20 protein-coding genes are annotated in these 24,876 nt (G+C 71.1%); 8 read left to right on the top strand and 12 right to left on the bottom strand.

What is annotated here, in order from left to right:
* The first annotated feature begins 60 nt into the window (after positions 1-60).
* From FJM51_RS03070 to FJM51_RS03040, 7 genes are all read left to right on the top strand, one after another.
* Positions 61-867: a DeoR/GlpR family DNA-binding transcription regulator gene (locus tag FJM51_RS03070; RefSeq protein WP_140452645.1), complete on the top strand. Its 807-nt coding sequence runs from the start codon at positions 61-63 to the stop codon at positions 865-867.
* Between the two features lie 75 nt (positions 868-942).
* Positions 943-1,953 carry a rhamnose ABC transporter substrate-binding protein gene (gene rhaS, locus FJM51_RS03065; RefSeq protein ID WP_140452644.1) on the top strand — a complete coding sequence of 337 codons (1,011 nt, stop codon included), beginning with the start codon at positions 943-945 and terminating at the stop codon, positions 1,951-1,953.
* Positions 1,954-2,009: 56 nt separating this feature from the next.
* Positions 2,010-3,554, top strand: a complete 1,545-nt coding sequence (locus FJM51_RS03060; protein ID WP_140452643.1) for a sugar ABC transporter ATP-binding protein — start codon at positions 2,010-2,012, stop codon at positions 3,552-3,554.
* Complete coding sequence (locus FJM51_RS03055; RefSeq protein WP_140452642.1) at positions 3,554-4,534, top strand: ABC transporter permease; 981 nt, start codon at positions 3,554-3,556, stop codon at positions 4,532-4,534. Before FJM51_RS03060 ends, FJM51_RS03055 begins: the two co-directional genes overlap by 1 nt.
* Entirely contained in the window at positions 4,531-5,559 is a 1,029-nt protein-coding gene (locus FJM51_RS03050; RefSeq protein WP_140452641.1) for an ABC transporter permease, read from the top strand. The genes FJM51_RS03055 and FJM51_RS03050 overlap by 4 nt, the downstream gene beginning before the upstream one ends.
* A complete protein-coding gene (gene rhaM, locus FJM51_RS03045; RefSeq protein WP_140452640.1) occupies positions 5,559-5,873 on the top strand; it encodes an L-rhamnose mutarotase in 315 nt (104 codons plus the stop codon). The genes FJM51_RS03050 and rhaM overlap by 1 nt, the downstream gene beginning before the upstream one ends.
* A 3-nt stretch (positions 5,874-5,876) precedes the next feature.
* Positions 5,877-7,265 carry an FGGY-family carbohydrate kinase gene (locus FJM51_RS03040; RefSeq protein ID WP_140452639.1) on the top strand — a complete coding sequence of 463 codons (1,389 nt, stop codon included), beginning with the start codon at positions 5,877-5,879 and terminating at the stop codon, positions 7,263-7,265.
* A gap of 2 nt (positions 7,266-7,267) precedes the next feature.
* On the opposite strand, the gene FJM51_RS03035 is transcribed toward FJM51_RS03040, so the two are convergent.
* Positions 7,268-8,680 carry a phosphomannomutase gene (locus FJM51_RS03035; protein ID WP_140452638.1) on the bottom strand — a complete coding sequence of 471 codons (1,413 nt, stop codon included), beginning with the start codon at positions 8,678-8,680 and terminating at the stop codon, positions 7,268-7,270.
* A gap of 165 nt (positions 8,681-8,845) precedes the next feature.
* Between FJM51_RS03035 and FJM51_RS03030 the strand changes: the two genes are divergently transcribed.
* Positions 8,846-9,199 carry an arsenate reductase gene (locus FJM51_RS03030; protein ID WP_140452637.1) on the top strand — a complete coding sequence of 118 codons (354 nt, stop codon included), beginning with the start codon at positions 8,846-8,848 and terminating at the stop codon, positions 9,197-9,199.
* 6 nt (positions 9,200-9,205) lie between these two features.
* On the opposite strand, the gene FJM51_RS03025 is transcribed toward FJM51_RS03030, so the two are convergent.
* The 11 genes from FJM51_RS03025 to scpA all read right to left on the bottom strand — a co-directional run bounded on the left by FJM51_RS03025 (position 9,206) and on the right by scpA (position 24,856).
* Complete coding sequence (locus tag FJM51_RS03025) at positions 9,206-10,411, bottom strand: phosphopentomutase (RefSeq protein ID WP_140452636.1); 1,206 nt, start codon at positions 10,409-10,411, stop codon at positions 9,206-9,208.
* Entirely contained in the window at positions 10,411-11,718 is a 1,308-nt protein-coding gene (gene deoA / locus FJM51_RS03020) for a thymidine phosphorylase (RefSeq protein ID WP_140452635.1), read from the bottom strand. The genes FJM51_RS03025 and deoA overlap by 1 nt, the downstream gene beginning before the upstream one ends.
* Before the next feature lie 15 nt (positions 11,719-11,733).
* On the bottom strand, positions 11,734-12,507 hold the full coding sequence (deoC, locus tag FJM51_RS03015; protein ID WP_140452634.1) for a deoxyribose-phosphate aldolase: 774 nt from the start codon (positions 12,505-12,507) through the stop codon (positions 11,734-11,736).
* Complete coding sequence (locus FJM51_RS03010) at positions 12,504-12,902, bottom strand: cytidine deaminase (RefSeq protein WP_140452633.1); 399 nt, start codon at positions 12,900-12,902, stop codon at positions 12,504-12,506. Before FJM51_RS03010 ends, deoC begins: the two co-directional genes overlap by 4 nt.
* Before the next feature lie 85 nt (positions 12,903-12,987).
* Positions 12,988-14,400: a sigma-54-dependent transcriptional regulator gene (locus tag FJM51_RS03005; RefSeq protein WP_233712954.1), complete on the bottom strand. Its 1,413-nt coding sequence runs from the start codon at positions 14,398-14,400 to the stop codon at positions 12,988-12,990.
* A 16-nt stretch (positions 14,401-14,416) separates the two neighbouring features.
* Positions 14,417-15,931 (bottom strand): ATP-binding response regulator, encoded by a 1,515-nt coding sequence (locus FJM51_RS03000; protein ID WP_140452631.1) that lies wholly within the window; start codon positions 15,929-15,931, stop codon positions 14,417-14,419.
* Positions 15,932-16,052: 121 nt separating this feature from the next.
* Entirely contained in the window at positions 16,053-17,678 is a 1,626-nt protein-coding gene (locus tag FJM51_RS02995; protein WP_140452630.1) for a sensor histidine kinase, read from the bottom strand.
* Positions 17,679-17,682: 4 nt separating this feature from the next.
* A complete protein-coding gene (locus FJM51_RS02990; RefSeq protein WP_181164425.1) occupies positions 17,683-18,171 on the bottom strand; it encodes a putative pterin-binding protein in 489 nt (162 codons plus the stop codon).
* Between the two features lie 184 nt (positions 18,172-18,355).
* On the bottom strand, positions 18,356-20,260 hold the full coding sequence (locus FJM51_RS02985; RefSeq protein ID WP_140452628.1) for a propionyl-CoA synthetase: 1,905 nt from the start codon (positions 20,258-20,260) through the stop codon (positions 18,356-18,358).
* A 118-nt stretch (positions 20,261-20,378) separates the two neighbouring features.
* Positions 20,379-22,655 (bottom strand): NADP-dependent malic enzyme, encoded by a 2,277-nt coding sequence (locus FJM51_RS02980; protein ID WP_140452627.1) that lies wholly within the window; start codon positions 22,653-22,655, stop codon positions 20,379-20,381.
* Between the two features lie 68 nt (positions 22,656-22,723).
* Positions 22,724-24,856 carry a methylmalonyl-CoA mutase gene (scpA, locus tag FJM51_RS02975; protein ID WP_140452626.1) on the bottom strand — a complete coding sequence of 711 codons (2,133 nt, stop codon included), beginning with the start codon at positions 24,854-24,856 and terminating at the stop codon, positions 22,724-22,726.
* Between the last annotated feature and the right edge of the window lie 20 nt (positions 24,857-24,876).

Genomic DNA, 24,876 nt, shown 5'->3' with positions numbered 1-24,876 from the left:
TCATCATATGATTGACAGAGCCCCGGTTCCTCGCCAGATTGACCGGAACGGGAGGCGCGGATGCACGAAAAGGAACGCTGGCGCGTGATACTGGCGGCGATTCAGGATCGCCCCGTGGTCACCGTGCAGGAGATGGTCGAGCTGACCGACGCTTCCGAGGCGACGGTGCGCCGCGACATCGCGGCGCTCCATCTGCAGAAGAAGCTCCGCCGGGTGCGCGGCGGCGCCGAGGCGATCTCGCCGCCGCAGTTCGTCGGCCTCGCCGGCCGGCCGTTCAGTCTCAATGAAGCGAGCCATCTCGCGCAGAAGAAGGCGATCGCGCGCGAGGCGGTGGCGCTTTGCGAGGATGGCGAGTCGATCATCGTCAACGGCGGCACGACGACCTTCCAGATGGTGCATCCGCTCGGCCCCCGCCGGTTGCAGATCCTGACCAATTCCTTTCCGATCGCCGAGCATCTGCTCAGGCATTCGAAGAACACGATCCTGCTGCCCGGCGGCACGATCTACCGCGAGCAGAACATCGTACTCTCGCCCTTCGAGAACGACGTGACGCGGAATTTCTACGCCCGGCGCATGTTCATGGGCGCGCAGGGGCTCGGCGCGCACGGGCTGATGGAGGCCGATCCGCTGCTGATCCAGGCGGAGCGGAAGCTGCTCGACCAGGCGGACGAGCTCGTCGTGCTGGTCGATTCCTCGAAATTCGAGCGGCGCTCGAGCCTGATCCTCTGCGGGCTCGACCGGATCGCCACGGTGATCACCGACGACCGGGTCGGGGACGCCGCCGCGCGGATGCTCGAGGCGGCCGGCGTCCGGCTGATCGTCGCGGAGGCGAAGGCGGAGCGGGTAGAGACCGAATCCGCCGGATAGCGGAGCAAGGGCCGGGAAACGGCCCGGGAACAGAACGAAGAACGAAGCGAACGACGACCAATTGGGAGGTCAGACATGAAACTCTGGAAATCGCTCCTCGCCGGAGCGGCCGCCGCCGTGGCACTCGCCGCCGCGCCCCTCGCCACGACGGCGGCGAACGCCGCCGATCAGACGCGGATCGCGCTGGTCGTGAAGGGGCTCGGCATCGGCTTCTTCGAGGCGGCGAACAAGGGCGCCGAGGAGGCGGCGAAGGAACTCGGCGACGTCGAGATCATCTATACCGGCCCGACCGACACCACCGCCGAGGGCCAGATCGAGGTGATCAACGCGCTGATCGCGCAGAAGGTCGACGCGATCGCGATCTCCGCCAATGACAAGGACGCGCTCGTCCCCGCGCTCAAGAAGGCGATGGACCGGGGCATCACGGTGATCTCGTGGGATTCCGGCGTCGCGCCCGAGGGGCGGGCGATGCAGCTCAACCCCTCCTCGACGCCGCTCATCGGCAACATGATCATCAAGCTCGCCGCCGACAACCTGCCCGATGGCGGCGACGTCGCGGTGCTTTCGGCCTCGGCGACCGCGACCAACCAGAACGCCTGGATCGCGGCGATGAAGCAGGTGATGCCGAACTATCCGAACATCAACCTCGTCGCGACCGTCTACGGTGACGACCTCTCCGACAAGTCCTACCGCGAGGCGCAGGGCCTGATGCAGTCCTATCCCGACCTGAAGGCGATCATCGCCCCGACCTCGGTCGGCATCGTCGCGGCGGCGCAGGCGGTCGAGGACGCGGGCAAGGTCGGCGAGATCAACGTGACCGGCCTCGGCCTGCCCTCCGAGATGGCGGGCCATGTCGAGAGCGGCGCCTCGAAGAGCTTCGCGATCTGGAACCCGATCGACCTCGGCTATTCCGCGACGATGATCGCCTACAACCTCGCCAAGGGGAAGGCGACCGCCGAGCCCGGGGCCGAGATCCCGATGGGCCGCATGGGGTCGGTGAAGCTCGACGAGAACACCGAGGGCGCGATGGCGGATCCGTTCGTCTACGACAAGTCCAACATCGAGCAGTTCAAGTCGATCTTCTGATCCCCTTCCCTCCCGGCCCGCCGGGAGGGATCGTTCCCCGCGAAGGAAGCTGTCCCATGTTGTCCAGTCGTCCCGAGCGCGACGGCCCGACCGCGCTCGTCGATGCGCCGCCGGTGCTGGCCCTCGAAGGCATCGCCAAGAGCTTTCCCGGCGTGAAGGCCCTCGACGGCGTGGCGCTCGCGCTCTACCCGGGCGAGGTCACCGCGCTCGTGGGCGAGAACGGCGCCGGCAAGTCGACGATCGTGAAGATCCTGACCGGCATCCACCAGCCCGACGCCGGCCGGATCCTGCTCGAGGGCGCGGAAACCGCCTTCCCGACCGCCGAGGCCGCGGCCGCCGCCGGCGTCACCGCGATCCATCAGGAGACGGTGCTCTTCGATGATCTCTCCGTCGCGGAGAACATCTTTCTCGGCCATGCCCCGCGCACCCGCTGGGGCCTGATCGACTGGCGGCGGATGAACGCGGAGGCGCGCGAGATGCTCGCCCGCGTCGGGGCCACCATCGCGCCCGAGACGCGGCTGCGCGACCTCGGCATCGCGAGCAAGCATCTCGTCGCCGTCGCCCGCGCGCTCTCGATCGAGGCGCGCGTCGTCATCATGGACGAGCCGACGGCGGCGCTCTCGCACAAGGAGATCGAGGAGCTCTACGAACTCGTCGAGCGGCTGAGGGCCGAGGGCAAGGCGATCCTCTTCATCAGCCACAAGTTCGACGAGATCTTCCGGATCGCCGACCGCTACACCGTCTTCCGCGACGGCGCGCTCGTCGGCGCGGGCCACATGGCCGACGTGACCGAGGACGATCTGGTGCGGATGATGGTCGGCCGCTCGATCGAGGCGATCTTCCCGGTTCGCGCGCACAACGTCGGGGACGAGGTGCTGAGGGTCGTCGGTTACTCCCACCCGACCGAATTCGCCGACATCAACTTCACGCTGCGCAAGGGCGAGATCCTCGGCTTCTACGGCCTCGTCGGCGCGGGGCGGAGCGAGTTCATGCAGGCGCTCTTCGGCGTGACGGAGCCCGCGAAGGGCGCGGTCCGGATCGACGGGAAGGTGGCGGTGATCCGCGACCCGGCGCAGGCGATCGCGAAGGGCATCGTCTATGTCCCCGAGGACCGGGGGGCGCAGGGGGCGATCCGGGCGATGCCGATCTTCCAGAACATTACCCTGCCCTCGCTCGCCCGGACATCGAAGGACGGGTTCCTCCGTCTCGCGGAGGAATTCGCGCTGGCGCGCAGATACGCGACGAGGCTCGACCTGCGCGCCGCGGCGCTCGACCAGGAACTCGGGCAGCTTTCGGGCGGCAACCAGCAGAAGGTGGTGATCGCGAAATGGCTCGCGACGCGGCCCCGCGTCATCATCCTCGACGAGCCGACCAAGGGCATCGACATCGGCTCCAAGGCGGCGGTGCACGAATTCATGGCGGAACTCGCCGCCGAGGGACTCGCCGTCATCATGGTCTCCTCGGAGATCCCGGAGATCCTCGGCATGTCCGACCGCGTGATCGTGATGCGCGAGGGCCGGATCGCCGGGGAATACGAGCGCGCGGGGCTGACGCCCGAGACGCTCGTGCGCGCCGCGGCCGGCATCGGGGAGGCGGCGTGATGGCCGACCGGCTGCTCAGGTCGCGCGAGATGATCCTCGCGGTGGCGATCGGGGCGATGATCCTGCTGATCTCGCTCCGCTTCCCCGCCTTCGCCGAGCCGGCCAACCTCGGCCGCGTCTTCAACGACACCGCGATCCTCGTCATGCTGGCGCTCGGCCAGATGGCGGTGATCCTGACGAAGTCGATCGACCTCTCGGTCGCGGCGAACCTCGCGCTGAACGGCATGGTCGTCGCGATGCTGAACTCCGCCTTCCCCGGCATCCCGATCCCGGCGCTGATCCTGCTCGCCATCCTGCTCGGCGCGGCGCTCGGCGCGGTGAACGGGCTCATGGTCTGGAAGCTCGACATCCCGCCGATCGTCGCGACGCTTGGCACGCTGACGATCTACCGGGGCCTCATCTTCGTCGTCTCGGGCGGCGCCTGGGTCAACGCGCACGAGATGAGCCCGGCCTTCAAGGACCTGCCCCGCGCCGCGCTCGGCCTGCCGGCGCTGAGCTGGATCGCGCTCGGCGTCATCGGGCTCGCCTGGCTGCTCTACACGAGGACCGCGACGGGCCGCGCCTTTCACGCCGTCGGCGGCAATGCGAACGCGGCGGTCTACGCGGGCATCGACACCGGGCGGACCCGCTTCGCGGCCTATGTGCTCTCGGGCGCCATCGCCGGGCTCTGCGGCTATCTCTGGGTCGCGCGCTACGCGGTCGCCTATGTCGACATCGCCGGCGGGTTCGAGCTCGACGTGATCGCCGCCTGCGTGATCGGCGGCGTCTCGATCGCGGGCGGGATCGGCTCGGTCGCGGGCGCGGTCCTCGGCGCGCTCTTTCTCGGCGTGATCAAGAACGCGCTGCCGGTGGTCAACATCTCGCCCTTCTGGCAGCTTGCGATCTCGGGCTCCGCGATCATCATCGCCGTGGCCTTCAACGCCCGGGCCGAACGGAGAAAGGGCCGGGTCATCCTCAGAACGGCGGAGCACAGGGCATGAGCCGCGAAACCCCCGAATCCCGCCTTGAATCCCGCCCCGACTCCCGCCGCGCGATCCCCGACCGGCTGAGCACGCCGGGCGCGCGGCTGCTCCGCAGCTGGGAGGCGCTCCTGCTCGCGGTGGCGGTGGCGATCTTCGTCGCGAACTGCTTCGCCTCGCCCTATTTCCTCGATCCGTGGAACCTCTCGGACGCGACCTTCAACTTCACCGAGAAGGCGATGATCGCCTTTCCGATGGCGCTCCTCATCATCGCGGGCGAGATCGACCTCTCGGTCGCGGCGATCATCGCGCTCGCCTCGACGATCATGGGAATGGCGGCCGAGGCCGGATTCGGCACGCCCGCGCTCGTCCTCGTCGGGCTCGGCGTCGGCCTCGTCTGCGGCGCGGTGAACGGCACGCTCGTCACCCGCTTCGGCCTGCCCTCGATCGTCGTGACCATCGGCACGATGAGCCTCTTCCGGGGCATCGCCTACATCATCCTCGGCGACCAGGCGTATACGAGCTACCCGCCCGGCTTCGACTATTTCGGCCAGGGCTATGTCTTCTGGGTGATCTCCTTCGAATTCGTCCTCTTCGCCGCGCTCGCGGTCCTCTTCGGCGTCCTGCTGCGCCGGACGAGCTTCGGGCGCATGGTCTACGCGGTCGGCAACAATCCGATGGCGGCGCGGTTCTCCGGGCTCCGGGTCGGGCGGATCCGGTTCCTGCTGTTCCTGATGACCGGCCTGCTCTCCGGCGTCGCGGCCATCTGCCTGACCTCGCGGCTCGGCTCCACGCGGCCCTCGATCGCGCTCGGCTGGGAGCTCGAGATCGTGACCATGGTCGTGCTCGGCGGCGTCTCGATCCTCGGCGGCGCGGGCACGATCGCGGGGGTGGTGATCGCGGCCTTCGTGCTCGGCATGGTGACCTTCGGCTTCGGGCTCCTGAACGTGCCCGGGATCGTGATGTCGATCTTCATCGGCCTGCTGCTCATCGCCGTGATCGCGCTGCCCCGGCTCGCCGCGCGCCTCGCGCCCCGGAGGGCCTGATGGAGAAATACGCCTTCCGGATGCGGCTCCTTCCCGGGCGGGAGGAGGAATACCGCCGCCGCCACGACGCGATCTGGCCCGAACTCGCGCGACTGCTGCGCGCCGCCGGGATCTCGGACTATTCGATCCACCTCGACCGCGAGACCGGCGCGCTCTTCGGCGTCCTCTGGCGCGCCGACGGGCACGGGATGGACGAACTCGGCGCCCATCCGCTGATGCGGCGCTGGTGGGACCACATGGCGGACATCATGGAAACCAACCCGGACCATTCGCCCGTGGCGGTCCCGCTCGAGACCGTGTTTCATCTGGAGTGAGCGATGGCGCGCAAGATCCTCGTGATCGACATCGGCAAGACCAATGCGAAGCTCGCGCTGGTCGATCTCGCGACGCGGACGGAGATCGCGACGCGGAGCACGCCGAACACCGTCCTGCCCGGCCCGCCCTATCCCCACGCCGATGTCGAGCGGCTCTGGGCCTTCATCATCGAGGGCGCGCGGAGCATCGGCGCCGCGCACCGGGTCGACGCGATCACCGTCACCACCCACGGCGCGACGGCGGCGCTGCTCTGCGAGGACGGGAGCCTGGCCCTGCCGATCCTCGACTACGAGTTTCACGGCCCCGACACGCTGCGCGCCGATTATGACCGGGCGCGGCCGCCCTTCGCGGAGACCGGCTCCCCCCGGCTGCCGCTCGGGCTCAACCTCGGGGCGCAGCTCTTCTGGCAGACGCGGAACTATCCGCAGGCCGCCCGGGCCACCCGGCTCCTGCCCTATCCGCAGTACTGGGCCTATCGGCTGAGCGGCGTGATGGCGACCGAGGCGACCTCGCTCGGCTGCCATACCGACCTCTGGGCGCCCCGCGCGCGCGGCTTCTCGACGCTGGTCCGGCGCCAGGGCTGGCTGCCGCTGATGCCGCCGCTCCGCGCCGCCTCCGACCGGCTCGCCCCGATCCTGCCCGCCGTCGCCCGGGCCACCGGGCTCGATCCCCGGACGGCGGTCCATTGCGGCATCCACGATTCCAACGCCTCGCTCCTGCCGCATCTGCGCGCGCGTCCCGCGCCCTTCGCCGTGGTCTCGACCGGGACATGGGTCGTGTCGATGGCGGTCGGCGCCTCGCCCGACGGGCTCGATCCCGCGCGCGACACGCTCATCAACGTCGACGCCTTCGGCGCGCCGGTCCCCTCCGCGCGCTTCATGGGCGGGCGCGAATGGGAATTCCTGACCGCGGGCCGCGAGACGGAGATGCGCGAGGCTGACCGCCGCGCCGTGCTCGCCGGGGGGCTCATGCTGCTTCCGGCCGTGCAACCGGGTTCCGGCCCGTTCCAGGGCCGGACCGCGCGCTGGAGCGTGCCCGAGAGCCGGCTCGCCGACGGGGAGCGCGCGGTCGTGGTCTCGTACTATCTCGCGATGATGACCTCGGTCTGCCTCGGCGAGATCTCCGCCGCCGGGCCGATCCTCGTCGAGGGGCCCTTCGCGCGGAACCCCTGCTATCTGGCGATGCTCGCCGCGGCGACCGGGCGCCCTGTCCTGGCACCGGCCGCGGGCGGGACCGGCACCAGCGTCGGCGCGGCGCTGCTCGCCGCCGGGGACGGGGCGCGGGGCGCGCCGCCCAGGGAGGCGGAAGGCCCGCGTCCCGATCCCGCGCTCGCCGCCTACGCGGCGGCCTGGATGGCGCGGGTCTCGCGCGAACCGGCGCGCGCCGGCTGAGATCAGGCCGCCGGGGCCATCTCGGCGGCCCGCGCGAGCAGCGCGGCGACCATCGCCCGCGCGCGCTCCGGCGTCGCCGCCTCGGCGTAGCAGCGCAGTTCCGGCGCGTTGCCGGAGGCGCGCAGATGCGCGATCTCGTCGCCTTCGAGGCTCATCCGCGGCCCGTCCGTCAGGTCGATCCCGGTCACGGAGGCGCCCAGCACGGAGAGGAGCCCGGCCCGCGCCGCGTCATCGGCGCAGAGCGCGGCGAGCAGCGCCTGGCTGCGTTCCGGCGCGAATTCGGTCAGCCGGTCGCTCGCGGTGAACCGCGGCGGCAGGTCGGCGGCGAGCGCCGAGAGCGGGCGCCCCAGATCCGCCGCCATCGCGAGGATCGCGAGGATCGGCAGCATCGCGTCCCGCGTCACGAGCGGCGCCAGCGTCGCGCCCGTCGCCCCGGTGACGGCCCCGCCGAGCAGGAAGCCGCCATTGGCCTCGTAGCCCGCGACGAGATCGGCGCCCTCCTCCGCGAGCGCCTGCATCGCCTCGATCACATAGGGCGAGCCGATGCGGGTGCGCCGGATCCGCGGGAACCAGCCGCTCCGCTCCAGCACGCTGTTCGAGGAAACCGGCGTCGCCACCGCGTCGGCGCCGAGATAGCGGGCGGCGAGCACGCCCACCACGTCGCCGCGCAGGAAGGCGCCGGTCTCGTCGCCGATCAGCGGCCGGTCGCCGTCGCCATCGGTCGAGACCACCGCGTCGAGCCCGTGCTCGGCGCACCAGTCCCGCGCCGCCGCCTCGTCCTCCGGCCGCACCGCCTCGGTATCGATCGGAACGAAGGTCTCCGTCCGGCCAAGCGGGATCACGTCGGCGCCGAGCGCGCGTAGCGATTCGAGCACGATGTCGCGGCCGACCGCGCTGTGCTGATAGACGCCGATCCGCTTGCCCGCGAGCGTGCCGGCGGGGAAGAAGCCGATGCCCCGGCGCAGGTAGAGCCGCTCGGCCGCGCCATCGTCGGAGGTGATCTCGCCCGGCGTCGCGGCCGGGCTCCCGGTGTCGAGGCGGGCGATCATGCCCTCCTCGTCCGCCTTGGTGATCTCGCCATCGGCGCGGTAGAACTTCAGCCCGTTGCGGTCGAACGGGATATGGCTGCCCGTCACCATGATCGCGGGCAGGCCGCGGCCCGCCGAGGCGAGGGCGAGCGCCGGCGTCGGCAGCGCGCCGCAGTCGATCGCGGCCACGCCCCGCGCCGCGACCGCCGCCGCGCAGGCCTTGGCGATCCGGGGCGAACTCGGCCGCAGGTCGCGGCCGATCAGCACCGCCTCCGGCGCCTGACCCGCCGCGCGCAGATGCTCGACGAAGGCCGCGACATAGCGCGCGCAGACCTCGTCCGTCATGTCCGACACCAGGCCGCGCAGGCCGCTCGTTCCGAATTTCATGCCAATCGTCTCCAGGCCAGACCCACGCGCGCGTCACAAGCGCCAACTCCGGGCGCAGACTAACCGTCCCGGCGGAAGGTTCCATCACTAATCGCACCGCCCGCGCATGCCTTGCCAGCCCGGCGCCGATCCGCTAGGCGCGGCGCGATGGAAAGGGAGGTTCCGATGATCACGCTCCACGGGATCAAGACCTGCGACACGGTGCGCAAGGCCCGCGGCTGGCTCGACGCGCGGGGCATCGCGTACCGCTTCCGCGATTACAAGACCGAGCCGCCGGGCGCGGCGGAACTCGCCGCCTGGTCCGACCGGCTCGGCTGGGAGGCGCTGCTGAACCGCAAGGGGACGACCTTCCGCAAGCTGCCCGAGGCGGAGAAGGCCGATCTCGACCGCGCGAAGGCGATCTCTCTCATGATCGCGCATCCCTCGGCGATCAGGCGCCCGCTGCTCGAGAGCGGCGAGACGCTCCGCCTCGGATTCGAGCCGGAGGATTACGCCGCGCTCCTCGCGCCCGGCGCCTGAGGCCTCTCAGAGCACCGAGGCCCCGTGCCGGCCCGGGGGCAGGCCGAGATGGGCGGCGAGCGTCTCGCCCACGTCCGCGAAGCCGATGAGCCCCAGCGCCCGTGGCTCCGCCCCCGGAAGAACCCCGAGCACCGGCACGCGCTCCCGCGTATGGTCGGTGCCCCGGAAGGTCGGATCGTTGCCATGATCGGCCGTGACGATCATCAGATCCCCCGGCCGCAGCGCCGCGATCAGCTCCGGCAGGCGCGCGTCGAAGGCCTCGAGCGCGCGGGCATAGCCCGAGACGTCGCGCTGGTGGCCGTGGAGCGTGTCGAAATCGACGAGGTTGGTGAAGACGAAGGCCCCGTCCGGCGCCTCGGCGAGCGCGGCGAGCGTCGCGTCGATCAGCGCCGCGTCGTTCCCGCCCTTCGCGAGGCGCGAGATGCCGCGATGGGCGAAGATGTCGCCGATCTTGCCGATGGCCCGGGTCTCGCCCCCCGCCGCGCGCACCCGGTCGAGAAGCGTCGGCTCCGGCGGCGGGATCGCGATATCGCGCCGCCGGGGCGTGCGCTGGAACGTCTCGGGGGTCTCGCCGACGAAGGGACGCGCGATCACCCGGCCGACGCGCATCGGATGGACGATCTCCGCGGCGATGGCGCAGATCTCGTAGAGCCGTTCCAGCCCGAAATGCTCCTCATGCGCCGCGATCTGGAGCACGCTGTCGGCGGAGGTGTAGAGGATCGGCTTGCCGGTCGCGATATGCTCGACCCCGAAGTCGCGGAGCACCGGCATGCCCGAGGAATGCGCATTGCAGAGCGTCCCCGGCAGATGCCCCCGGGCGACCAGCGGCGCCGTGACCTCCGCCGGGATCGCCGGATCGGTCCGCGGGAAATAGTGCCAGTCCCAGGGCACCGGCACGCCGGCGAGTTCCCAGTGGCCCGAGGGCGTGTCCTTGCCGCGCGAAACCTCGGTCGCCGCGCCCCAGAGCCCTTCCGGCGCCTCGTACCAGAGCGGCACGGTCAGGCCCGAGGCGAGGCGGATCGCCGAGGCGAGGCCGAGCCGGCGCAGGTTCGGCACCGCGAGCGGCCCGCTCCGCCCCTCCTCCGCCCGCCGCTCGACGCAGGCGAGCGCGATATGGCCGAGCGTGTTGGCGCCCGCGTCGCCGAAGTCCTCCGCGTCGGGCGCGCCGCCGCAGCCGACGGAATCGAGCACGATCAGGACCGCGCGGGGCATCAGACGACCCGCTCGACGACGAGCGGCAGTTCCTCCGGCGCCGTCTCCCCGATCTCGTAGGCCGCCCGGACCCGGGCGCTCGCCGCGGCGAGCCCGGCCTCGGTCGCGGCGTGGACGCGGGCGAGCGGCGTGCCGGGCTCGACCGCGAGGCCAAGCCCTTCGAGCATGTCGAAGCCGACGGCCGGGTCGATCGGGTCGGTCGGCCGCCGCCGCCCGCCGCCGAGTTCGACCACCGCGAGGCCGAGCGCGCGCGCGTCGATCCGGGTCACGAAGCCCTCGCGCTCCGCCAGCACCTCGCCCACCACCGGCGCGCCGGGCAGATGGCCGTCGAAATTGTCGAGGAAATCCTTCGGCCCGCCGAGCGCGGCGACCATCTCGCCGAACTTCTCCGCCGCGGCGCCGGATTCGAGCACCATCCGCATCCGCTCCGCGCCGTCCTCCGGATCGGGCGCGACGCCCACCAGCGCCAGCACCTCGGCGCCGAGCGCGACCGTCAGATCCCAGAGCCGCGAATCGACCGCGTCCCCGCGCAGGAACCGCGCCGCGTTCGCGACCTCGAGCGCGTTGCCGGCGGCCGTCGCCAGCGGCTCGTTCATGTCGGTGATGAGCGCGCGCGTCCGGCAGCCGGCGTCGTTGGCGACATCGACCAGCGTCCGCGCCAGCGCGCGCGACTGCTCGATGCCGGGCATGAACGCGCCGCTGCCGGTCTTGACGTCGAGAACGAGGCCCTTGAGCCCGGCGGCGAGCTTCTTCGACAGGATCGAGGCGGTGATGAGGTCGATCGATTCGACCGTCGCCGTCGTGTCCCGGATCGCGTAGAGTCGCCGGTCGGCCGGCGCGATATCCGCCGTCTGGCCGCAGATCGCGCAGCCGACGTCGCGCACCACGGCCTGGAACCGCTCGGCGCTCGGCCGCGTCGCATAGCCCGGGATCGCGTCGAGCTTGTCGAGCGTGCCGCCGGTATGGCCGAGGCCGCGGCCCGAGATCATCGGGACGTAGACGCCGCAGGCCGCGAGCGCCGGGGCGAGCATGATGCTCGTGTTGTCGCCGATCCCGCCGGTCGAATGCTTGTCCACCACCGGCCCGGGCAGTTTCCATTTCAGCGTCGCGCCGGAATCGCGCATCGCGAGCGTCAGCGCGACCAGTTCCTCGGTCTCCATGCCCTTCAGGAGCACGGCCATCGCGAAGGCGGCGGCCTGCCCCTCGGTCAGCGTCTCGGCCGTGAGGCTCGTGACCAGAAACCGGATCTGGGCGCCGGTGAGCTTCCCCCCATCGCGCTTCAGCGCGATCAGTTCCTGCGGCAACATCGCAGGTCTCCTTCTTCAGTACGGCGAATCGCCGTCCGCCTTCTCGCCCGCGGCGCCGCCTTCGTCCAGCGTCGCGAGCAGCGCGTCGAGCAGGCCGGAGGCGCCGATCCGGAACCGCTCCGGCACCGGCCAGTCCGCGCCCATGACGCGCTCGGCCAGGTCGAGGTAGATCGCCGCGTCCCGCGTCGTCCGCACGCCGCCCGCGGCCTTGAAACCCACCGGGCGCCCCGCGTCGCGGATCGCGCCGAGCATGATCTCCGCCGCCTCCGGGGTCGCGTTGACGGGAACCTTGCCGGTCGAGGTCTTGAGGAAATCCGCCCCGCCCGCGAGCGCCTCGCGGCTCGCCCGCGCGACGAGGTCGGGCGCGCCGAGCTCGCCGGTCTCTAGGATCGTCTTGAGCGGCGCCGCGCCGCAGATCGCCTTGACCGCGCGCGTCAGGTCGCGCGCGCGCTCCCCCTCGCCGCGGGCGAGCGCGCGCCAGGGCAGCACGAGGTCGATCTCCTCCGCGCCGCCGGCGAGCGCGCGGGAGGTCTCCGCGATCACGGTGGCCATCGGATCCTCGCCGCGCGGAAAGTTGACCACCGTCGCGACCCGGACCCCGGAGCCCGCCAGCGCCGTGCGCGCCTGGGTGACGAAGGCCGGCCAGACGCAGACCGCCGCGACCGGACCCCGGGGCGTCCGCGCGCGGGCGCAGAGCGTCTCGACCGCGGCGGCGTCGCAACGCTCGTCGAGATTGGTGAGGTCGAGGCAGGCGAGCGCGCGCCGGGCGATGTCGCGAAGATCCCTCACGACCCGGCCCGCGCCATGTGCGCGGCCGCGAAGGCGCCGGGGAGCAGCGCGCCGAGCGTCGTGCGCGCCCGTTCGCCGCCGAGATCGGCGAGCACGACCACGGTCTCGGCCGCGCCGAATTCCGCGAGCTTCTGCCGGCAGCCGCCGCAGGGCGTCACCGGTTCCGGACTGTCGGCCACGACCCAGACCTCGGCGATCTCGCCCCGGCCCGCGCAGACCATCGCCGCGACCGCGCCGGCCTCGGCGCAGGTTCCCTCGGGATAGGCGACGTTCTCGACATTGCAGCCGCCATGGGCGCTGCCGTCGGCGCAGCGGATCGCGGCGCCGACCTTGAAGCCGGAATAGGGCGCGTAGGCATTGGCGCGCGCGGCGAGCGCGAGTTCGAACAGGTTCATTCGGTGATCCGGAAAATCTGGCATGCGCCCGACTATGAGCCTCCGCCCGGCGCCAATGCAAGCAAGCCGAACATTCCGCCCGCGCTCAGGCCCGCCGCTGGCCGATGCCCCAGGTCTCGAGCTTGCGATAGATCGTCGAGGGCGAGAGTTCGAGCATGCGCGCGGCCCGCGGGATCGAGCCGCCGCAGGCGGCGATCGTCGCCTCGATCAGTTCGCGCTCCACATCCGCGAGCGGCCGGCCGATCAGCGGCTCCACCAGCCCGCGCAATTCCCCCTCCGGCGCGCGCGGCGCCTGCGCCGGCAGGGTCGCGACATTGGTCGCCTCGGGCGCGAGCGGAAGCGGCGCGATCTCGCCGGGCAGCATCTCGGGCCGCACCAGCGCGCCGTCGTGCAGCACGACCACGTTGCGGATCACGTTCAGGAGCTGGCGCACGTTGCCCGGCCAGGGCCGTTCGGTCAGCGCCCGCTCCGCCTCGGCGGTGAAGCCGGTGAAGCCGCGCCCCTCCTCGCGCGAGAAGGACGCGAGGCTCGCCCGGGCGATGTCGAGAATGTCCTCGGGCCGCGCGCGCAGTGGCGGCATGTGGATCGGCACCACGTGCAGCCGGTAGTAGAGATCCTCGCGGAACCGCCCGCGGCGCACCTCCTCCGCCGGATCGCGGTTCGTCGCGCAGACGATGCGCACGTCGACCTGCGTCGGCCGGGGCGCGCCGACCGGCTGGATCGTCGAGGTCTGCAGGAAGCGCAGCAGCTTGGTCTGGAGCGAGAGATCCATCTCGCAGATCTCGTCGAGAAAGAGCGTGCCGCCATCCGCCACCGCCGCGGCGCCGGGCTTGTCGGAGAGCGCGCCGGTGAAGGCGCCCCTGAGATGGCCGAACACCTCGCTCTCCAGCAGATCGCGCGGGATCGCCGCGCAGTTGAGAGGCACGAAGGGATTCCGCGCGCGGCTCGACACGGCGTGGATCGCGCGGGCGCAGACCTCCTTGCCGGTGCCGCTTTCCCCGGTGATGAAGACCGTCGCCGTCGACCGGCCGATCGCGCGCACCATCCGGTAGATCTCGCGCATGGAGGCGGAGCCGCCGATGAAGCCCTCGAACCCCTCGGCGTCGGCCTCGGTCGTGCCGCCGTCGTCGACCTCGGCGGGGCCGCGGGCGGCGAGCGCGTTCTCGACCGCGCCGACCAGCCGCGATTCGTCGAAGGGTTTCACGAGGAAGTCGAAGGCGCCCGCGCGCATCGCCTGTACCGCGCGGTTGATCGAGCCGTTGGCGGTGATCACGATGACGCGGCAGCCGGTCCCGGCGAGGCTCGCGAGCAGTTCCAGCCCGTCGCCGTCGGGCAGCTGCAGATCGAGGAGCATGAGCCGGGGCAGGCCCCGGGCGCAGAAGGCGCGCGCCTCCGCGAGGGTCGCCGCCTGCGCCACCGGATGGCCGGCCCGCGCGAGGACCGCGCTGTAGAGCATCGCCAGCGACGGCGTGTCCTCGACCAGCAGCAGACGTTCCATCCCCTCGCCCTCCCCCTCACCCGTCCTTCGCGAGGAAGGCCAGGACCGCGCCGATTTCCGCGACGCAGCCATCGAGCGCCGCGTCGAGCGGCGCCCGCCCGTGCGCCAGCCCGTTGACCGCGCGCGCCTGGCTCTGCAACCCCACCGCCCCGATCGCGCCCGCGACCGAGATCAGGATATGCGAGGCGGAGCGGATCAGCGCCAGATCCCCCGAGGCCCGTGCGGTCTCCAGATCCGCGCGGGCCGCGCCCAGGTCGGCGATGACCTTCTCCACGAGTTCGCCCATCAGCTCCGTCCCGATCGCCTGCGCCAGAGCGTCGTAGATGGCCTGATCGACCACCGGATCGCCGGCGCCCGGCTCCTGGGGCGCGCGGGCGCGGAACCCGGGCGGCAGATGCGCGACCAGCGCGCGGCCAAGCTGTTCTATCCCGCCGATCGGCTTCGAGACCAGCCCGTTCGCGCCCGCCTTCGCGATCCGCTCCTGATGCTCGCGCATCGCATAGGCGGTCAGCGCCACGATGGGCAGGTTCGCGCGCCTGTCGCCGCGCGCCCGGATCCGCCGGATCACGTCGAGCCCGGAGACGCGCGGCATCTCGATGTCGAGCACCACCATGTCGAAATCCCCTGCCTCGAACACCGCGAGCGCCTCCGCGCCGTCCCCGGCCACGGTCACCTCGGCGCGCAGCGCCCGCAGCATCTGCGCCGCGACCATCTGGTTGGTCGGATTGTCCTCGGCGAGCAGGATGCGCGCGCCGTCGAGATCGGCCTCCGGTTCCGGCGCCACCGGTTCGCAGCGCGAGCAGATCTCCGGCGGCAGTTCGATCAGCGCCTCGAACCCGCCCGCGGCGCGGTCGCGCAGGACGAGCCGCGCCGGGATCAGGTCCGCGAGGCGCCGCGCCCGGCGCAGTCCGGCGTCGCGCGGCGTGGCGGGCGGATCGGTGCCCTCCGGCGCCGCGTCGGCGCGCAGGCGTTCGAGCACCTCCTGCCCGACGCCCGGCCCGGAATCGGAGAGATGCAGCAGCACGCCGCCCCGCCGCGTCGCGCTCGCGACCAGTTCGACGCCGCCGCTCCCGCAATGCCGGACCGCCTCGCCGACGAGATGCCCGAGCAGGCGCGCGAGGGGCAGCGGGTCGAGATCGACGCGGGAGGGCGCGTCCGCCTCCGAGACGACGCGCAGCGACAGGCCCTTGCGCCGCGCCTCCGCCGTCCAGCGCCGGCGCTGCGCATCGAGCAGTTCCGCCACGTTGACGGCGGCGGGTTCCCCTGCCTCCGCCGGCTCCGCGCCGACTTCCTCGAAGACGAGGCCGAGCAGGGCGTTCACCCCCTCGGCCGCCGCGGCGACGCGCTCCAGCTCCTCCCGCGCCTCGCGCGGAAGCGCGTCGGCGTCGATGGAGGCGAGGCCGTCCAGCATGCCCCGCAGCTCCGCGCGCAGATCATGGGCCAGCATGGGCTGGTCGAATTCGCCCCGCCACGCGCGCGCCCGCGCCGTGCGCGCCGGCTCGGCACCGAACGGCGAGGCGATGATGCTCATTCCAGCTCCTCCCGACCCGCGCCGCCGTCGGCCCCGGAGCCGGATAAACCCCAAGTTGCAAACGTTCCGCTGAGTTCAGCGTATGATACGCGGGACCGGGCGGTTTGGCAAAGGCTCATCCTCACGACGCCAGCCGGTCCATGATGCGCGCGCGCAGCCCCTCGAAATCGTTCGGCTCCTCCACCACCTCGTCGAAGGCCGCCGGATGGCCCGGCTGGCCGAGCGCGACGAAGAGCGCCTTCGGATGGCGCGCGCGAAGCTCGCCCATCACCGCCTCCTCCTCCGCCCGCGCCGCGTCCACCAGCACGAGATCGACCGCGCCGGGCCCGGCCGCCTCCTCGAAGATCACGTCGTCGGAGCGCAGCGCCGCGCGATAGATCGCCGCCAGCGCCTTCGAGCGCGTGTCGAGAAAGACCCGGACGCGTTTCAGCGCGAGTTCGCGCGCGGGCACGCTCACCACGATCCGCCGTCCGCCCTCCGCCTCCGCCTCGATCGCGAGCGCGCCCCCGAGCGCGGACAGGAGCCCGCGCGCGATCAGCGGGCGGAGCGCGTCGCTCTGCACCTGTTCCGGATCGCCGGCGTCGAGTTCGCGCAAGAGGTCGAGCTTGCGCTCGAGCCCGGCCCCGTCCGCCAGCCGCAGAACGCCGACGAGCGCGCCGGCGCGGTAGGCGAGCCGAAGCGAGAGCGCGGCCGGGTCGCAGCTTTCGAGCAGGTATTCGGCGAGATGGACGAAGATCTGGCTCAGGCGGTCCGGATCGCCCTGGACGACGCCCGGCGTGTCCTCCGCCACCTCCACCCGGAGATCGGCGCCGGTCGAGCCGCGCACGTGCGTCCGGATCATCTCGGCGAGCGCCGTGACGCGCGTCGGCGCCGCCCGGGCCGCGAGGCCGCCGTCCTGGATCTCCGCGTAGTCGAGCAGGCCCGCGACCATCTGCGACATCGCATTGCCCGACTGGCTCGCCTGCTCGATCAGCCGCCGCTGGCGCGAGCCCATGTCGCTCTGCCCGAGCAGCGCGAGGGGGCCGAGCACGCCGTTGAGCGGGTTGCGCAGCTCGTGGCTCATCATCGAGAGGAAGCGCGACTGCGCCCGGCTCGCCAGTTCCGCCGCCTCCGCCGCGCGCTGGCTCATCCGGGCCATGGCGCGCTGGGACCGGTTGTCGCGCATCAGGAAGAAGAGCGACATGAAGGCCGCGAGCAGCGCGAGACCGCTGATCGAGACGATGACGCGGGCGCTCCAAGAGATCCTGTCGCGCAGCTCCGCCGATATCTCGGCATCGGCCTGCATCACCCTCAGCGTATAGAGACGCAGCGGCCGGTGCAGCGCCTCGAGCCGCCGCAGCATCTCGGCCACGCGCGCGGGATCGTCGGGGCGCAGTTCCGCGATCACGGGATCGATCTCGCGCAGGAGCGCCGCCAGGTCGCGCACCGCGCCCGGTCCCTCGTCGTATTCGCGCAGCCGGGCGCCGATCGCGCCCGTGCCGATCATCGTGACGCGGCTCCAGAGCGCGTTGAAGCTCTGGCGCGCCGCGTCGGCCGCCGCCTCGGTCCGGACCAGGCGCAGGTCGGCGAGCCTGAGTTCGAACTTCAGCATGTCGATCTCGGTCTGCGCCCCCCACCAGAGCATCGCGCCGCGCCCGGTGTCGTCGAGCCGGCCCGCGTCGTGACGCATCGCGTCGTAGCCGAGCGCGGCGACGGCTCCGGCGGCGAGCAGCATGACGACACCGAGGTAGCGGGGGAGCCGGCGCATCCGCTCAGCGCGCCTCGATCCGGATCAGTTGCCAGATCAGGCGCTGGTTGTAGATCGGCGCGTCGAGTTCGGGATGATCGGTCTGCGGATAGATGATCCAGAGCGGGCCCGTCTCCCGCGGCGACAGCGGCGCGCCATCGGCCTCCATGGCGAGGATGACGTCCCAGTCGCGGAAATCCGCGGTCGGGATCTCCACCTCGTAGTCGTTGAGCGCCACGCAGATCACGGAGTCCGCGCCGTCGAGCCCCAGCCGGGCAAGCACGTCGCGCATCAGCGGACCGGCGTAGGCCACGACCCCGTCGTTGTAGAGGTTCCGCGTCGAAACGGTGGTCCAGGGCATCGCGCGCAACTCGGCGAGCGAGAGGCTCGTCTCGGCGCCCGATTCGCCCGGGGAGGCGGTGAGCGCCGCGGTCTCCGCCTCCCGGGCCAGGACCGGCCCCGGACCCGCGAGACCGCCCGCCAATCCCAGCCCGAGAGCGACGGCCAGCGCCATCAAGGACCGTCCGAACCGATGGCCGCCCATCACCGCCATTTCCCCTCACCCGTTCGCGCCATCGCGGGGTGGCATCCCACCCCGCCGCCAGCAAACACCATGCTGGGTTGAAATCAAGATGATTTCAATCGGATAAGCCGCGCTCATCCCCTTTCCCGACGGAATGCCCGGGGAAGGCGTCCGATCAGGTGGTTTCGGCGCGCTTCGCGTAGCCGATCCGGCTCAGGCTCTCGGTGATCTCCTCGAGGATGACGGGATCGTCGATCGTGGCCGGCGCCTTGTAGTCCTGGCCGTCGGCGATGCGGCCCATCACCGCGCGCAGGATCTTGCCGGAGCGCGTCTTCGGCAGCCGGTCGACCACGATCGCCTCCTTGAACGCCGCCACCGGGCCGATCTTCTCGCGCACGAGCTTCACGCATTCGCGCACGATCTCGTCGTGGTCGCGCGCGCATCCCCGATTGAGGCAGAGGAAGCCCATCGGCAGCTGGCCCTTCAGCGGGTCCGCCACGCCGATCACCGCGCATTCCGCGACATCGGGATGGCTCGCCAGCACCTCCTCCATCGCGCCGGTCGAGAGGCGGTGGCCCGCGACGTTGATCACGTCGTCGGTGCGCGCCATGATGTGGAGATAGCCGTCCTCGTCGATGATCCCGGCGTCGCCGGTCTCGTAATAGCCCTCGAAGGTCGTGAGATAGGATTTCACGAACCGCGCCTCGGCGTTCCAGAGCGTCGAGAGCGTCCCCGGCGGCAGCGGCAGCCGGATCGCGACGGCGCCGAGTTCGCCCGCGGCGATCGGCTCGCCCTCCGAGGACAGGATCCGCACGTCATAGCCCGGCATCGGCACGGTCGGCGAGCCGAGCTTCACCGGCAGGCGCTCGATCCCGACCGGGTTGGCGCAGATCGGCCAGCCGGTCTCGGTCTGCCACCAGTTGTCGATCACCGGCACGCCGAGCAGCCGGCCGGCCCATTCGACCGTGTCGGGATCCGCGCGCTCGCCCGCGAGGTAGAGATTGCGCAGGCTCGTCGTGTCGTAGTCCCGCAGCCGGTCGCCGATCGGATCGTCGCGCTTGATCGCGCGGAGCGCGGTCGGCGCGGTGAAGAAGCTCACCACCCCGTACTCCTCGATCACCCGCCAGAAGGCGCCGGCGTCGGGCGTGCCGACCGGCTTGCCCTCGTAGACCACGGTGGTCGCGCCATGAAGCAGCGGCGCGTAGCAGATGTAGGAATGGCCGACGACCCAGCCCACGTCCGAGGCGCTCCAGAACACCTCTCCGGGTTTCACGTCGTAGACGTTCGGCATGGTCCAGAGCAGCGCCACCATGTAGCCCGCCGAGGGCCGCACGACACCCTTCGGCTGCCCGGTCGTGCCGGAGGTATAGAGGATATAGAGCGGATCCATGCCGCCCACCGGCACGCAGGGCGCCGGTTCGGCGGCGGCCACGGCCTCGGCCCAGTCCTCGTCGCGTCCCTCGACCAGCGCGGCGTCTCCCGGCGCGCGCTGGAACACGAGGCAGAATTCGGGCTTCACCTTCGCGAGCTCGATCGCGGCGTCCACCATCGGCTTGTAGGGCACGACCCGCCCCGGCTCGACCCCGCGGGAGGCGAGCAGGATCGCCTTCGGCGCCGCGTCGTCGATCCGGACCGCGAGTTCCGGCGCCGCGAATCCGCCGAAGACCACCGAATGCACCGCGCCGATCCGCGCGCAGGCGAGCATCGCGACCAGCGCCTCGGGCACCATCGGCATGTAGATCACGACCCGGTCGCCCTTCGTCACCCCGCGCGCGGCGAGCGCGCCGGCGAGGCGCGAGACCTGGTCGAGCAGTTCGGCGTAGGTGATGCGCGTCTTGGCGCCGGTGACCGGGCTGTCATGGATGATCGCGGCCTGGTCGCCCCGGCCCGCGGCCACGTGCCGGTCGACCGCGTTGTGGCAGACGTTGCAGAGGCCGTCGGCGAACCAGCCGTAGATCGGCGCGCGGCTGTCGTCGAGCGCCCTGGAAGGGGGGCGGATCCAGTCCGCGGCCTCCGCCGCCCTGAGCCAGAATCCCTCCGGATCCGCGCGCCATCCCTCGTAGATCTCCTGGTAGCCCATGGCTTCCCTTCCCTTCCGCTTCTTCTGAGTTGGCTACGATCAACCCTCATCGAAGCTTCCGGCAAAGGAAGACTTACGTCGGGTGGGCGGCCGCCGTCGCGGCCGCCCGCGCCCCGGGTCAGCCGTAGGTATGCACCGGCGCCCCGGCGAGGGCCGCGATGTTCAGGAGGCCCCGCGTCGTGATCGACGGCGTGACGATATGCGCCCGGTTCCCCATTCCCATCAGGATCGGCCCGACCTCGAGCCCGCCGGAGACCATCTTGATGATGTTCCTGACCGCGCTCGCCGCGTCGGTATTGGCGAAGACGAGCACGTTCGCCGCCCCCTCCATCCGCGAATTGGGGAAGATGCGCGCGCGCAGCTCCGGATCGAGCGCGAGATCGGAATGCATCTCGCCCTCGTAGATGAAATCGACCTCGCGCGCGTCGAGGATCTGGAGCGCCTCGCGCATCCGCCGGCCGGAATCGGTGTCGAGATTGCCGAACTGGGAATGCGAGCAGAGCGCGATCTTCGGCTCGACGCCGAAACGGCGGGCGTGGCGGGCGGCCGAGATCACCGTCTCCGCGATCTGCGCCGCGGTCGGCTCCGGATTGACCTGCGTGTCGGCGACGAAGAGCAGCGTCTTCTCCGCGATCATCAGCGACAGCGCCCCCACCGGCGTCAGCGCCGGGGTCGCGAGCACCTGGCGCACGTAGTTGAGGTGCCACAGGAACTGGCCGAAGGTGCCGCAGATCAGGCTGTCCGCCTCGCCGCGCGCCACCATCACCGCGCCGATCGCCGTGGTGTTGGTGCGCATGATCGCGCGGGCGAGATCGGGCGTCACGCCGCGGCGCTGCATGATCTGGTGATAGGTGCGCCAGTATTCGCGATAGCGGGGGTCATCCTCGGGATTGACGAAATCGAAGTCAGTCCCGACCTTGAGCGGCAGCGCCGCGCGTTCGCAGCGCAGCGCCATCACGTCGGGACGGCCGATCAGGATCGGCACGCCGACGCCCTCCTCGCGCATCGCCTGGGCGGCGCGCAGCACGCGCTCGTCCTCGCCCTCGGCGAAGACGATCCGGCGCTCGGCGGTGCGGGCGACCTCGAAGACGCGGCGCATGATGAAGGAGGAGCGGTAGACGGAGGCGTTGAGCCTGGCCTTGTAGGCCTCGATGTCGTCGAGCGGGCGCGTGGCCACGCCGCTCTCCATCGCGGCCTGGGCGACCGCGCCGGCGACGATCGCGAGCAGCCGCGGGTCGAAGGGCTTCGGGATCAGGTAGTCGCGGCCGAAGGAGAGCCGCTCGCCCTGATAGGCCGCCGCCGCCTCGGCGCTCGAGGAGGCGCGGGCGAGCTCGGCGATGCCCTCGACGCAGGCGACCGCCATCGCATCGTTGATCTCGGTCGCGCCGACGTCGAGCGCGCCGCGGAAGATGAACGGGAAGCAGAGGACGTTGTTGACCTGGTTCGGATAGTCCGAGCGCCCGGTCGCCATGATCACGTCCGGATTGGCGGCGCGCGCCTCGGCCGGGTCGATCTCCGGATCGGGGTTGGCGAGCGCGAGCACGATCGGATCCTTCGCCATCGCCCGCACCATGTCGGCCTTCAGCACGCCCTTGCCCGACAGGCCGAGGAAGAGGTCGGCGCCCGGGATCACATCGGCGAGCGTCCGCAGATCCGTCTTCTGCGCGAAGGCCGCCTTCTCGGGGTTCATGTCCACCTCGCGGCCCTCGTGGACGAGGCCGTGGATGTCGCAGAGCCAGACGTTCTCGCGCTTCACGCCGAGCTTCAGCAGCATGTTGAGGCAGGCGATGCCCGCCGCGCCGCCGCCGGTCGAGACGACCTTTACGTCCTCGAAGCGCTTGTTCGCGACCTTGAGCGCGTTCACGGCGGCCGCGCCGACCACGATCGCCGTGCCGTGCTGGTCGTCGTGGAAGACGGGGATGTTCATCTTCTCGCGGCAGAGCCGTTCGACGACGAAGCAGTCCGGCGCCTTGATGTCCTCGAGATTGATCGCGCCGAAGGTCGGCTCCAGCGAGGCGACGATCTCGGCGAGCTTCACCGGGTCGGTCTCGTTCACCTCGATGTCGAAACAGTCGATCGCGGCGAACTTCTTGAAGAGGACCGCCTTGCCCTCCATCACCGGCTTCGCGGCGAGCGCGCCGATGTTGCCGAGCCCGAGCACCGCCGAGCCGTTGGTCACCACCGCGACGAGGTTGCCGCGCGCGGTGTAGCGCACGCTGTCCGCCGGGTTCGCCTTGATCTCGAGACAGGCATCCGCCACGCCGGGGCTGTAGGCGCGGCTCAGATCGCGCTGGTTCGCCATCGGCTTCGTCGCGCGGATCTCGAGCTTACCGGGGGTCGGAAACTCGTGATAATCCAGCGCCGCCGAGCGGCCCTCGCTGCTCCCCTCGCTCATGTGGATGCCTCCCTTCTCCTTGTTGGGCCGGGCCCCCTACGACTTCCGTAGGGGGGCCCTCGCCACGCTCATGCTCTGGCGGCATGGAGAAGGTCAAGGATCTCGCGCGCCGCGCGAGGGATATTCGTCCCGGGCCCGAAAATCGCCGCGACGCCGGCCTGCTTGAGGAAGTCGTAATCCTGCTGCGGAATGACGCCGCCGCAGATCACGAGGATGTCACCGGCGCCCTGTTCGCGCAGCGTCTCGATGAGCTTCGGCGCCAGCGTCTTGTGGCCGGCGGCCTGGGACGAGATGCCGACGATGTGCACGTCGTTGTCGATCGCGTCCCGCGCCGCTTCCTCCGGCGTCTGGAAGAGCGGCCCCACGTCGACGTCGAAGCCGATGTCGGCGAAGGCGGTGGCGATCACCTTCGCACCGCGGTCGTGGCCGTCCTGGCCCATCTTCACGACGAGCATCCGGGGCCGCCGCCCCTCCTCCTCGGCGAATTTCGCGACATCCGCCTGGATCTGCGCGAAACCCTCGTCGCCCTCGTAGGCGGCGCCGTAGACGCCCGCGAGCGTCTTCACCTCGGCGCGGTGGCGCCCGAATACCTTCTCCATCGCGTCCGAGATCTCCCCGACCGTGGCGCGGGTCCGCGCCGCCTCGACCGCGGCGGCGAGCAGGTTGCCCCCCGACCGCGCCGCCTTCTCGAGCGCCGCGAGCGCCGCGTCGCAGGCCGCCTGATCGCGCGTGGCGCGGATCTCGGCGAGCCGGGCGACCTGGGACTCGCGGACCTTGACGTTGTCGACATCGAGGATGTCGATATGGTCGTCCTTCGCCGGCTTGTACTTGTTGACGCCGACGATCACCTCGGCGCCGCGGTCCACCGCCGCCTGCCGCCGCGCCGCCGCCTCCTCGATCCGGAGCTTCGGCATGCCGCTCGCCACCGCCTTCGTCATGCCGCCGAGGCTCTCCACCTCCTCGATCAGTTCCCAGGCCTTCGCCGCGATCTCCGCTGTCAGGCTCTCGACGTAGTAGGAGCCCGCGAGCGGATCGACGACATGGGTGATCCCGGTCTCCTCCTGCAGGATGAGCTGGGTGTTGCGCGCGATCCGGGCCGAGAATTCCGTCGGCAGGGCGATGGCCTCGTCGAGCGCGTTGGTGTGCAGGCTCTGCGTACCCCCGAGCGCCGCCGCCATCGCCTCGTAGGCGGTGCGGATCACGTTGTTGTAGGGATCCTGCTCCTGCAGGCTGACGCCGCTCGTCTGGGAGTGCGTCCGGAGCATCGAGGATGCCGGCTTCTTCGGATCGAACTCCGCCATGATCCTCGCCCAGAGCATCCGGGCGGCGCGCATCTTGGCGATCTCCATGAAGAAGTTCATGCCGATCGCCCAGAAGAACGACAGCCGTCCGGCGAAGACGTCGACGTCCATCCCGCTCGCGATCGCCGCGCGCACGTATTCGCGCCCGTCCGCCAGCGTGAAGGCGAGTTCCTGCACCAGGTTCGCGCCCGCCTCCTGCATGTGATAGCCGGAGATCGAGATCGAGTTGAACTTCGGCATCTCCGCCGCCGTGTAGGCGATGATGTCGGAGACGATCCGCATGCTCGGCTCGGGCGGATAGATATAGGTGTTGCGGACCATGAACTCCTTCAGGATGTCGTTCTGGATGGTCCCCGAGAGTTGCGCCCTCGGCACGCCCTGTTCCTCGCCCGCGACGATGAAGCTCGCGAGGACCGGAATGACCGCGCCGTTCATCGTCATGGAAACGCTGATCTTCCCGAGCGGGATGCCGTCGAAGAGGATCTTCATGTCCTCGACCGAGTCGATCGCCACGCCAGCCTTGCCGACGTCGCCGACGACGCGCGGGTGGTCGCTGTCATAGCCCCGGTGCGTCGCGAGGTCGAAGGCGACCGAGACGCCCTGCTGGCCGGCGGCGAGGTTGCGCCGGTAGAAGGCGTTCGATTCCTCCGCCGTCGAGAAACCCGCGTATTGCCGGATCGTCCAGGGCCGGCCCGCGTACATCGTGGCCCGCGGGCCCCGGGTATAGGGCGCGAGGCCCGGCAGGGTTCCGAGATGGTCGAGCCCGTCGAGATCCTCGGCCGTGTAGAGCGGCTTGACCGCGATCCCCTCGGGCGTCTGCCAGGTCAGGCTCTCGGGCTCCGCGCCCCTGAGTTCGCGCTTCGCGACCTCGCGCCATTCGTCGAGACTTGCCTTGCTCATCACCACGCCCCCGCCGTATC

The organism is Amaricoccus solimangrovi, from assembly GCF_006385685.1.
In the GTDB taxonomy this organism is placed as follows: domain Bacteria; phylum Pseudomonadota; class Alphaproteobacteria; order Rhodobacterales; family Rhodobacteraceae; genus Amaricoccus; species Amaricoccus solimangrovi.
Note: the sequence above shows the minus strand (reverse complement) of the source record. Positions and strands in the feature narration are given on the sequence as shown.